General features: G+C 37.3%; 12 protein-coding genes. 5 read left to right on the top strand and 7 right to left on the bottom strand.

From position 1 onward, the window contains the following. Positions 1-153: 153 nt before the first annotated feature. Positions 154-699 (top strand): DUF3267 domain-containing protein, encoded by a 546-nt coding sequence (locus AC1RFD_RS15290; protein ID WP_016992098.1) that lies wholly within the window; start codon positions 154-156, stop codon positions 697-699. Positions 700-769: 70 nt separating this feature from the next. Next, a complete protein-coding gene (locus AC1RFD_RS15295; RefSeq protein WP_008173337.1) occupies positions 770-955 on the top strand; it encodes a hypothetical protein in 186 nt (61 codons plus the stop codon). A 245-nt stretch (positions 956-1,200) separates the two neighbouring features. Here AC1RFD_RS15295 and AC1RFD_RS15300 read toward each other — a convergent pair whose 3' ends face one another. Further along, positions 1,201-1,305: a YjcZ family sporulation protein gene (locus AC1RFD_RS15300; RefSeq protein ID WP_004230765.1), complete on the bottom strand. Its 105-nt coding sequence runs from the start codon at positions 1,303-1,305 to the stop codon at positions 1,201-1,203. A gap of 143 nt (positions 1,306-1,448) precedes the next feature. On the opposite strand from AC1RFD_RS15300, the gene AC1RFD_RS15305 reads away from it, so the two are divergent. Continuing rightward, on the top strand, positions 1,449-2,429 hold the full coding sequence (locus AC1RFD_RS15305; protein WP_288585694.1) for a peptidylprolyl isomerase: 981 nt from the start codon (positions 1,449-1,451) through the stop codon (positions 2,427-2,429). Positions 2,430-2,497: 68 nt separating this feature from the next. Here the strand turns inward: AC1RFD_RS15305 and AC1RFD_RS15310 are convergent, their stop codons facing one another. From AC1RFD_RS15310 to AC1RFD_RS15325, 4 genes are all read right to left on the bottom strand, one after another. After that, entirely contained in the window at positions 2,498-3,802 is a 1,305-nt protein-coding gene (locus AC1RFD_RS15310; protein ID WP_048391756.1) for a methyl-accepting chemotaxis protein, read from the bottom strand. 165 nt (positions 3,803-3,967) lie between these two features. Beyond that, the gene (gene yhaM, locus AC1RFD_RS15315; protein WP_048391758.1) at positions 3,968-4,903 is read right to left on the bottom strand and encodes a 3'-5' exoribonuclease YhaM; all 936 of its coding nucleotides are present in this window, start codon (positions 4,901-4,903) and stop codon (positions 3,968-3,970) included. Continuing rightward, positions 4,900-7,788: an ATP-binding protein gene (locus tag AC1RFD_RS15320; RefSeq protein WP_492475039.1), complete on the bottom strand. Its 2,889-nt coding sequence runs from the start codon at positions 7,786-7,788 to the stop codon at positions 4,900-4,902. Before AC1RFD_RS15320 ends, yhaM begins: the two co-directional genes overlap by 4 nt. A gap of 4 nt (positions 7,789-7,792) precedes the next feature. After that, positions 7,793-9,007, bottom strand: a complete 1,215-nt coding sequence (locus AC1RFD_RS15325; protein ID WP_492475040.1) for a metallophosphoesterase family protein — start codon at positions 9,005-9,007, stop codon at positions 7,793-7,795. 258 nt (positions 9,008-9,265) lie between these two features. On the opposite strand from AC1RFD_RS15325, the gene AC1RFD_RS15330 reads away from it, so the two are divergent. Then, positions 9,266-9,451 carry a YhzD family protein gene (locus tag AC1RFD_RS15330; RefSeq protein ID WP_036075853.1) on the top strand — a complete coding sequence of 62 codons (186 nt, stop codon included), beginning with the start codon at positions 9,266-9,268 and terminating at the stop codon, positions 9,449-9,451. A gap of 52 nt (positions 9,452-9,503) precedes the next feature. Here the strand turns inward: AC1RFD_RS15330 and AC1RFD_RS15335 are convergent, their stop codons facing one another. Next, on the bottom strand, positions 9,504-10,286 hold the full coding sequence (locus tag AC1RFD_RS15335; RefSeq protein WP_048391764.1) for an enoyl-CoA hydratase: 783 nt from the start codon (positions 10,284-10,286) through the stop codon (positions 9,504-9,506). A 138-nt stretch (positions 10,287-10,424) separates the two neighbouring features. On the opposite strand from AC1RFD_RS15335, the gene trhO reads away from it, so the two are divergent. Next, positions 10,425-11,396, top strand: a complete 972-nt coding sequence (gene trhO, locus AC1RFD_RS15340; RefSeq protein WP_259949862.1) for an oxygen-dependent tRNA uridine(34) hydroxylase TrhO — start codon at positions 10,425-10,427, stop codon at positions 11,394-11,396. A 6-nt stretch (positions 11,397-11,402) separates the two neighbouring features. On the opposite strand, the gene AC1RFD_RS15345 is transcribed toward trhO, so the two are convergent. Beyond that, the gene (locus tag AC1RFD_RS15345) at positions 11,403-11,525 is read right to left on the bottom strand and encodes a hypothetical protein (RefSeq protein ID WP_255349860.1); all 123 of its coding nucleotides are present in this window, start codon (positions 11,523-11,525) and stop codon (positions 11,403-11,405) included. Positions 11,526-11,534: the final 9 nt, after the last annotated feature.

Here is an 11,534-nt window from a genome sequence, read left to right on the forward strand (position 1 = left end):
CAAAAATGAGTTATACTACTGTTCATTCAGGAATGAGTCATGTGAAAGGAGGTATTTCAGAAATATTTCTGAAGTACCTCCTTTTTCTTGCATTCTAACATAATTCAATTTACATTAAATAGGACACTTCCTATTCGGAGTTGATAAAAAACCATGCATTGCTGGAAAATTTTAAATTTAGAACATCATTACGGTACTACGCGTATTATTATAATGGGTGTCATTACTTTTTTATTGGTCTTTTCTGTTTCGTATGTAACGTTTAATTTATTTAATGAAGAGCATTATACAGATCGACTATTCTGGCTCTTTGTGATAGCTGTGCTAACACTTTATCCCATTCACAAATTTTTGCACTTTGTGGCCCTATTTGATTTACGCCAACATTTAAAATTACGTGTACGTAGTCAGTTTTATATAATTCCTGTTTTACACATGCGAATTCGAGAGCCATTATCTAAAAATCGATACATCTTAGCATTACTTACGCCTTTTATCGTTCTAAATACTAGTATTATAGTTGGAACATGGCTTTTACCAGCCTATACCCATTATGGGACATTGCTGTTAGCCTATCACTGTAGTCTATGCCTGATTGATATCCTTTACGTAAAGTATCTCTTGAATTCACCTAAAAATTCACAAATAGAGGAAACACCTAAAGGCTATGAAATTTTAGTTCCACCGACCGTTCACTAAATTGCTTGTACTTGTTTTTTATTGACGTTCTTTGTTATGCTATTACTATTGAAAGAGGGGAGGAATAGACTTGCTATTAATGATTGTAGTTCTATTCTCGGTATTCTATTTATTTCAAATTAACCGCATGACATATGCTCTATGCATGCGACGTGAAATTCCCGAAGAAAACCAACCAAAAATATTCCGAACTATAAATATACTTATTACTATCCTACTTGTCTCATTCTACATTGAAATTTTATATGCAGTTTAACAGAAAATTCCATTACGCCTCGGCGTAATGGAATCTAAATTTTTTCGGGCTTTTTTGAAAAGCCCCTTTCAAAACATGTGCACCATCCGCGCCCGTCCGCACGCTTGAAGATAAGTCGAGCCCCCCATGCAACAACTTTTTCTAACCAAATAAATTGTTTAGAACCTAAGGCATGCGGCGCGAATGTCTAACATTGTTAAGAAAAGCTAAGAGTTAAAGCTCTTAGCTTTTCGCTGTTTTATTAATTAGTATAGGAACGCTGCACCAACGATAATTAATAAAATAAATAACACAACTAATAAAGCAAAGCCTGAGCCGTAGCCACCGCCACCGTATCCTCCGTTGCCCATAACTTCACCCCCTTTCTTTTCTATATCCTATGCGCTTCAAAATTTGAAATATAGGCAATACTCAAGGGGGAACCATTTTGTTTTTAAAACGTTTATGTTATAGTAAAAAATGGACGAAACCATGTTAGGAGAGAATATCCACTATGAAAAAGACAGTTTTATCTTTAACTTTAGCTGCATCTGTATTAGCGCTTGGTGCTTGTAGCGGCGGAGACAGCAAAGCAATCGTTACTTCTAAAGTGGGCGATATTTCAGTAGCTGATTTTAATGAAAAGGCAAAAGCTTTAACAGGCTCATATGTAATGCAGCAAATGGTGACTGAAAAAGTTTTAGCTGACAAATATGAAGTAACAGATAAAGAAATCAAAGAAGCGTATGACACAACTGCATCACAATTTGGTGATGGCTTTACACAAGCGCTTGCTGAAAGTGGTTTAACAGAACAGGGCTTTAAAGATTCTTTACGTGTTCAACTTCTTCAAGAAAAAGCTTTAAAAGATCAAGCAATTAAAGAAGAAGATGTGAAAAAATACTACGAGCAAATGAAAACAGAATTAAATGGTCGTCATATTTTAGTAGCAGATGAAAAAACAGCAAAAGAAGTAATTGAAAAAATTAAGGGTGGCGCTAAGTTTGAGGACGTTGCAAAAGAGTACTCAACAGATACTGGCTCTGCTCAAAAAGGTGGAGAGCTTGGATGGTTCTCTGTAGGTTCAATGGTAGATGAATTTAACGATGCCGCTTATGCTCTTGAATTAAAAACATTAAGTGAACCAGTAAAATCTAGCTTTGGTTACCATGTAATTGAAATTACGGACAAGCGTGATGTAAAAGGTGTTGGTTCATTTAAAGACGAAGAAGAAAACATTCGTTCAACTATGTTAAGTAAACTGAACCAAACTGGTGAAGCTCAAACGATTCTTAAAGATATCGTTGCAAAAATGGCTAAAGATGCCGATGTAAAAACATCTGATAAAGATTTAAAAGAACCGCTTAAATTCTTTACAACAACAAGTGAAGAACAAGCAAAAGCAGCTGAAGAAGCAGCTAAAAAAGCTGAAGAAAATGCGCCAAAAGAGGATTCCGAAGATAAAGCAGAAGATACTGACAAGGAATCTAAATAATTAGAGTCTAGTATATAACAAAAGAGAAGCACCCTGATACATCAGATGCTTCTCTTTTTTACTCTATTTTACTTTACTTTAAATTGGCTAATTTCAGTTTGTAGGTCATTTGACATTGTCTGAAGAACATTTGCAGCACTTGCTATTTCCTCATTAGAAGCACTTTGTTGCTCGATAGATAAAGCAATATGCTGTATGCCCGAAGATGTGCCATTTGCTATGCCAACGACTTCTTTTACAGCCTCATCTGTTTGACTAGCTTTCTCATTGACACGCAAGACAATATCCTTTACCTCCGTTGTACGATGACTTATCTGTTGCAAATATACGACTATATTTTTAAAGGTATCGCCTGTCTGTTCAACAGACTCACGGCCTTCCTCCACAAACTGTGTACCGCTATTAATAGCATAAACAGCACTGGAGGTTTGGTTTAAGATATCATCCACCAATGTTCGAATATTATCTGCAGCCTTTCCAGATTCCTCTGCTAACTTTCTTACTTCATCTGCCACTACTGCAAAGCCTTTTCCAGCCTCTCCTGCACGAGCTGCTTCAATAGATGCATTCAATGCAAGCAAGTTTGTTTGATCTGTAATACTTGTAATCAACGCTACAATCGTACTGATTTCCTTCGATTTTTCGCCTAAAGCATTTACAACTGCAGTTGACTGATGAACAGATTCATTAATGGTATTCATTTTTGCAATCGTTTGCTCAATTAACTGTAATCCTAAATCAGCCTTTTGGTTCGTTTCATTTGCTATTGAGGCAACTTCCTGTATAGCAGAAGATGCATGATCCATATCTTTAGTAATTAAATGTGCTGATTCAGATAATAAATCCATTTGCCTTAATTGTCCTTCTGCACTGGAGGCAATTTCCCCAATGGCACCCGAAATAGTTTCAACTGTTTGACTGCTTTGTTCGGTAATCGTTGTAAATTCCTTTGTAAAGGTTGATACATCTGTCGATGCTTTATTCGTCTTTTCAATGACCGTCCCAATTTGTTCTAGCATATGATTAAATTCAGTCGATAATTGACCAATTTCATCTTTTAATCGATCATCAATACGAACAGTTAAATCGCCATCAGCAGCCTGGGTCATAGCATTTAACACACGCTTTACACGCCTTAAGACAATATACCTTGTACATAACGAAATAATTACTGTGCCAATAAATAACGAAATAAATGTATTAATGGCAACCCCAGCACTTCCATTCAAATGCACTACCTTCTCGAATTGACGACTAACAAATTCTGAAATATGGGAGCTAATAAATAAACTTATGCCGATAGCTAGTATCATTTTGAAAATTAAACTTTTCCAAAACTTAATTTTCCGTGAAAAAAGTCCCTCTGTATCCATTACTTTTCCCCATTCCTATAATTTCTCTCTCTATTCTAAATTAAATATTCACATTGGTACAATAGTTAGGCACTACAATTAAATATATGAATACTTAGACTCAGAGAAATTAATATCGAATAGCTAGACAGCAACGTTAGTTTATGGGACGATTGATATTGCTTTTTAAATAGTAGGCTTATAGAATGAACGATTATCAAGTGGGAAGAGTCTCTCTGTAAATTCGCCCGGTGTCGTTTTACCTAATGCCCTTGTTAACATATTCATCTTTGCATCAATGTTATCGATATAATGCAAAATTTCTGCTTCCTGAATCATAGGTTTTTTCGGGCTACCCCACTCTTCTTTCCCATGGTGTGACAATACCATATGCTGCAACAGCATGACTTCTTCACCTTCAATTTCAAGCTCACTAGCAATCTTAGCAATTTCATTTACCATAATCGTAATATGACCTAATAAATTGCCCTCCACTGTATACATTGTGGCAACTGGGCCTGATAACTCTACAACCTTGCCTACATCATGTAAAATAATTCCAGCATATAATAAGTCACGATTTAATGTTGGATATAGGTCAGCAATGGCTTTACCTAGTTTGAGCATGGAGACCATATGATCTAATAAACCTGATGCATAGTCATGATGATTTTTAGTCGCTGCTGGAAAAACTAAAATAGCCTCTTGATGTTTTTTAATTGCTGCTCTTGTAATCCGTGAGATATTAGGGTTTTTAATGTCAAAGAAAAATTGCGTTAATTCTTCATACAGTTGTTCTTTTGGTGTTGCAGAGGATGGCACTAAATCGTGAATAGCAATTCCTTCCTCTGGCTTAGCAACACGGATAGATTTAATACGCAATTGATTCTTTCCTCTATAGTCATGAATCTCTCCGCCAACACGTACAATGGCTTCCGCATGGTACATCTTTTCATGATCCTCATTCGTATCCCATAGCTTTGCCTCTATATCCCCACTCTTATCTTGTAATATTAGCGACATAAATGGCTTCCCAACGGTTGTAACCCCTTTTGTCGCTTGTTTTATTAATAAAAATTGATCAACTACTTCTCCAACTTGGAGCGTCGTAATCCCTTTCATGTTGACGCCACTCCCCTTTCATTTGCTAATGCTCCTATATCGACAATCTGGTTTTTTTGCCAATAGTTGAGCATTGTGTCATGACAAGTAAAATATAAAATTTGACGTTCATATCCTACTTCTTTCATTAATTGTACCATTTTGTCTGTGCGGTTTCGATCAAAATGGACAAAAGGATCGTCCATAATCATTGGAAATGGTGCAGCGCTCACTAGGGTTTTTGCTAGAGCCATTCGCAATGCAATATAAGCTTGCTCTTTGGTAGCCTGGGACAACTCCACCATTTGATAACGTATCCCTGCAGCATCCTGCGCTACAAAATAACCATCCTCATGAATCGAAATTTTGTCATAGTTTCCTCCTGTTAGTAAACGGAATATAGCATTTACCTCTTCAAGGACATGAGGTAATTTTTCTTCACGAAGACGGAATAGGGTTTCATGAATAGCTGTCGCCACAGCTTTTTTAGTTGCCCACTGCTCAATTAACTGCTGCAATTCTGTTTTCTCCTGCTCAAACTGTTGAAGTAATTGACCATACTTTTCATCATTTAATAGCTGTTCTTTTTCCATTAGCAAAGCAGCACGTTGTTCCAGACATTGATCAATTTCTAGTTGCAATGATTGCTGCTCTTGTTCTAAAGCAAATATGCGTTCGCTAACAGAGTCCTCAATCAGATTTTCCTTCTGTTGAAGATCGAGTGAAGATAATTGAGCCTGGACGGTTTGCAATTCTGTCTCAATTTTTCTTCTCTGTTCAAATTGCTCATGCATTTCATAATAAGCCTGCTCATTTTGGATCTTTGCTTCTTTGAATAGCTCGTACATTTCAGCAGTATAACGATCCATTCTTGATTGTCCACCTTCTATTTTTATTTGAACGCTGGCTAGCTGATCTTTTGCATGCTGTGCTTGTTGCTGTTGCTGTTGTGCTTCAAGGTAGGCTGTTCGTAAATGCATATAAATTTCATGTTCATTATAGGCTCCCTCTAAAACCCGTTGAAGCTGCTCATAAATGTTGTTCTTTTCTACCTGCGTTTCTTGCAACAGACTTGAGGTACTGTTTCTTTTAGCTGCTAATTCTTGTACACCACGAATACGCATAAATAATTCGGGCATTAGCGATCTGGCTATCGTTCCTTGTAAGCGATAACGCTTTAAAAAATGTTGGAGCGTTTGAGTGGCCTCTTCACTCTCTACCTCCGTTAGTTGAATTTTATATTCAAGAGAAGTATATTGCTGCTCCTTCTCTTTCTGCTGTTCATTGATGTGCAACCAGCGATCTTCATATCTTTGCTTCTTTGCAAGAACTGCTTGTACTGTCAATTCCTCTTGCTCTAACTCCCGTAGGAGGATGCTATGCTCTTTATTAGTAGGTTCATTTGCTTGCTTAACATATCGAATAAACAAAAAAGTTAGCAATGATAAAACTGCTCCAATTAGAATTACAACTATGTTTTTTTCAAATACACCATAAGCAAACGACATGAAGCAAATCAGTAGTACAAGCCAGATAAAGTCATGAGGCTGCTTCTGCTTACTGCGTTGCGATTTGGCAGAACGTAGTTGCTCAAGCCTCCGCTTTTGTTGAGGCCATTGTGCTAAAATATGTTCTTCCTCACTTGTTAATGACTCACGCATTAGCTGTTGCTTCTGTTTGGCTATTGCATCTAATTCTAGGTGTACTTGCTCTAGTGAACGTAGATGAAATTTTAGCTCTTCCTCCGCCTCCTCTAATTTACTTAATTGAAGCTGAAATTGTTGCTCCTGTTGGAGTGAAACTGTTTCGTTCAAAAGATTTTCTTGTGCTTCTTTCTCTGTTACACCTAGTAAACGAAACTGTGCTTCAATTTCTTGTTCGAGCAAAAATAGATCATCCTGTAAATTTTGCTCTTTCACCATTAGCTGATGCCACGTTGCCTCTTTTTGCATAAGGTAAGCCATTTCATTGACCTTTTGCTCATCCACTGTTGCAAGTATTTTCTCCTGCAATATTTGATGCTGCTCCTTTAATTGCATCAGTTGCTGACTTTCATGTAACAGACGATCCTTTACCTGCTCATACCGTCTGATACCCTCTGATGGAAACTGAACATGTTGAAAATTGGTCATTGTCTGTTGCAATGTCTGTTGCTGCTTGAGGAGAGGGAGTGCTTGCTTTTGAATAGTTAATTGCTGCCATTGTTGCTGTTGCCGTTTTTGCGTACCAAATAGCTGTTCTAAATTTTGCTCAAGTAATTGTAATTGCTGTAATTTATCCTCAAAGGTTTGAATCTTCCCCTGTTCCTGTTTAATTGTCCGCTCAAGCTGCTTTAGTTGTTCAATCTTTTGATTAATCAATGGCACTTTACCTGTCTTTTTAAACAGCTCACTAGCCTCTTTATCCATTTTCTTTTCAAGTGCGGATAAATACTGAATACCTGTTGTACCTGAGGCAAGTAGCAAATGGGTTAGCTCCTCTTCAGACATTTTTTCAATACCTTGTAGTTCATGCAGCGAAAAAGAAAAAATGGCTTCAAAGGATGCCCTAGAATATCCATATAAAAGCTTTACTAACAACTCATCATGCCCCGTCGTTCCATCCTCTAGGTAGACAGTAACATCACCAGCAGCCTTTCCTTTCACACGTTCAACTGTACATTGACCATAAATAGGGTGTAAAAGTGTCAGCTGACCTCCATATTTCGTTGAAATTTTCGGCTCATATTTGCGCTGTATCTGCTGCCTTGTTGGGAAACCAAAAAGCATTTGTAGTATAAACTGCTGTATCGTCGTTTTTCCTGCTTCATTTAATCCATAAAAAATAGTGACACCATCATTTAACGAAATGGAGATATTTTCATGCTTACCAAAGCCATAAATTTGGATTTTCTGTATTGTCAGCATGTAATCACGCCCTTTGAATTTCTTCTGCTAATAATGTCTGTGCACGATGGGTTAAGTTCTCAATATCCTTTTCACTAAGTGGCTCTATCAGCCTCGCACCACCAGCATATTGGTACAAATCTTTTAGAATATCCTTCCATTCATTACTGTCCCATTGTTCCATTAAGCTCACAACGGATTGAGTTGTTGCTGTATGCTCATAAAATCTCGCTGCCTTTTGCAACACCATCTTTTGTACCCAACACATTGGGTCAATACCTTCCTCAGCCTCTCGAATAGTCTCTAACCATGCATCTACTGTTGCATGTTCAAATAAAGCTTCCGTTTGTTCGTCAATATTTTGCAAATGAAGCTCTACTACCGATGCGCCATACTTCTTCCTAATAGCTGTAATAGCTTCTGCACATCTCTTCAATAATTCATTGGCGTGTACCACATTCGTACAATCCATCTCAATGGTGCTATAAACAACAGCAGAGGTAGAGATAAAATCAAGCTCAGTCGATGTTTTGGATAGCGTCACATCATAAAAGCCTTTCATTCCTTGTTCTTTACGATGTCGACTTTGAATATTGCCTGGATAAACAATTGGAGGGTTTTGATGTAAAAGCTGTCGTTTATGAATATGGCCAAGCGCCCAATAATGATAGTTCTTTTCAAGTAACTGTTGTTTTGTAAAAGGGGCATACACATCATGTGTTGTATTGCCTGCCTCACTGCCATGAAGCATACCAATATGAATGGCATGCTGATCATGTGCAGTTGGATAGCTTTCAATAACAGATTCCTTTAAATGACGTTCAGGATAGCTAAAACCATATATATTCACTTGTTGACCCCGTATTTTTAATTGAACTACACTCGTTTCAGCTGGTAATTCATAGACATTACTTGGTAAAGAAAAGCGTGTCCATGTACCATTTAAATGATCATGATTTCCGTAGCTCACAATGACAGGGATATTGTGTTGAAAAAGCTTCTCCATTGCATCTTGAAATCTTCGTTGTGCTTGCAAGCTACGATTTTCACCATCATAAATATCCCCAACAATTAGTAAAAAATCAGGTTTTTCCTGAATCGCTTTAAGGATAATTTTATCAAACGCTTCAAAAGTGCTTGACCGTATTTTTTTTAAAATGGGTTCGGGTAGACCAAATAAGCCCTTAAATGGACTATCTAAATGTAAATCTGCCATATGGAAAAAACGAATTGCTGACATCCAATCACCTCAAATAGTAGATAATTCTCTCTTTAGTACAAAACCAAAGTAATAATATGTTGTTTATTCAAAACCGAATATTTGTTCTATTTTATCATAACTCATGTTTGATGAAAAATGCTATTACGAAAAAAACAACATTGCCTTACTTTTTCCACAATTTTCGTAATTTATCAAAAAATTCACTAGTTTTACCGTGAAGTTTATAAATCTTCTATGTATAATAGAAATATATTCAAGTAAAAGGGTGGGGTCTGTATGGAGAATTATCGTTTTACAGCTTTTGAAAAAACAGGGGAAACATTGTTTGATGAAACTTGGACTTTTGAAAATGATGAGGCTGCTAAACTAAATGGACAACAACAAATTGAGGAAAAAGGTGTTGCCGATAAAACTCATCGTCTTGTAAACGCTTCAGGTAAATTAATTTTATTCCATGTTTAGTGGCTAATAAAAGGCACGTAGTCAATGGTTTGCTACGCGCCTTTTATTATTTTTATTTGCCTACAAAGACAGGCGTTCTTTTCTCTACAAATGCATGAATGCCCTCGACATGATCTGTTGTTTTACGCATTGCAGACTGGCCCTCAGCCTCTAATGCTAAGATATTTTCTAGCTGTGGCATATTTTGTGCATGTAGAATTTTTTTCGTTGTAATCATGGAAGAAATCGGGGATGCAAGCATTTTCCCCACCACCTGATCTGCCATTGCAAATACAGTGCCCTCTGGTGCAATATAATCAATTAACCCTGCATCTAATGCTTCTTTTGCTGTTAATACCTTTCCCTCCCATATCATTTGTTTCGCTTTAACAGTACCTACACGCTCCTTCATGAAGAAATGACCGCCCCCATCTGGAATCAGTCCAATTCCAATGAAATTCATAGCAAGTTTACTATTTTCACAGGCTACAATAATATCTGCCCCTAGTGTTAGACTAAATCCTAAACCTGCTGATGCACCATGAACCGCTGCAATCACAATCATCGGTAGCTGATAATATGCCTTCACGATACGTGTCAGATAAACCATTGCCTCATCAATATTCAGTGGTTTGCTTTCATCTAGCATTGCTTTTATATCACCACCCGCAGAAAAGACCTTTCCTTCTCCACGAATAACAAGCACCTGAATATCTTTTTCCTGCTGTAGAGCCTCAAAGCATTCTGCAAGTTCACGCATCATGACATCATCCATTGCATTCATCGCCTGTGGACGATTCAATGTTAAGGTTGCTCGACGCTCTAATTTTTCTAATGTAATCGTTGAAAATTCCATCTCTATAACCCCCAAATATGAATAGTCATTCACTATGTATAATTCGTGTTTTTTTAGAAAACTCCTTCTCTCTAAGCAAAATTGCTCCTGTTATGCTATATTAAAGGACGAATATCGAGATAAAGGTGGTAATGTATTTTGACACAAAAAGACTATCGTGTATTACTTTATTATAAATATATTACGATTGAAGATCCTGAAGCGTTCGCAGAAGAACATTTAGCATTGTGTAAAGAGATAGGGCTTCTTGGTCGTATTTTAGTAGGTTACGAAGGTATTAACGGAACTGTATCAGGTACCATTGAGCAAACAGATGCTTACATGAATCATATGAAGGCAGATGCTCGTTTTAGCGATATGATGTGGAAAATTGATGAGACTGAAGGGCATACCTTTAGAAAAATGCATGTACGTCCTCGTCGAGAAATTGTTCACCTCGGTTTAGAACAGGATATCAATCCGTTAGAAATCACAGGTGATTATTTAACACCTAAAGAATTTATGGAACAGATGCAAGATGACAACACCGTGGTTATCGATGCCCGTAATGACTATGAATATGATCTCGGTCATTTCCGAGGAGCTGTTCGACCAGATATTGAAAACTTCCGTGACCTACCTGCTTGGATGGAGGAACATAAAGAAGATTTTGCAGATAAAAAAATCTTAACTTATTGTACAGGTGGTATTCGCTGCGAAAAATTCTCTGGTTGGCTAAAACGCGAGGGCTATGGTAAGAGCGTAGGTCAATTACACGGCGGTATTGCTACATATGCGAAGGATCCTGAGGTAAAAGGTCAATTATGGGATGGTCAAATGTTTGTTTTTGACCGCCGTCGAAGTGTACCGATTAATCAGGTGGAACATGTTATTGTTGGGAAGGATTATTTCACCGGGGAGCCTTCTGAACGATACACAAACTGTGCAAACCCAGCGTGTCATAAGTTAATGCTTTGTGAAGAAAAACATGAGGCATTTTACATGCGAAGCTGTTCAGATGATTGTCGCCGTGCAGAACGCAACTTTTTCGTGGAGGAAAACGGTTGGACAAAGGAACAGGTTGAAGAACAAATTGCTAAGATTGCAGAGGTCCAACAATCAAATTGTTAATCCATTTCATAATTTAATCAAGGTGCGCATTGCTGTTGGATTTCTGCTCAAAACTTCAGCATAGTGATCTACTCCAACATTATCAATCCATTTAAAAAGAGCATCGTTCATCAAAACGATGCTCTTCATTCATTTATG

It is taken from the genome of Lysinibacillus sp. GW823-FHT02G10, assembly GCF_058797135.1.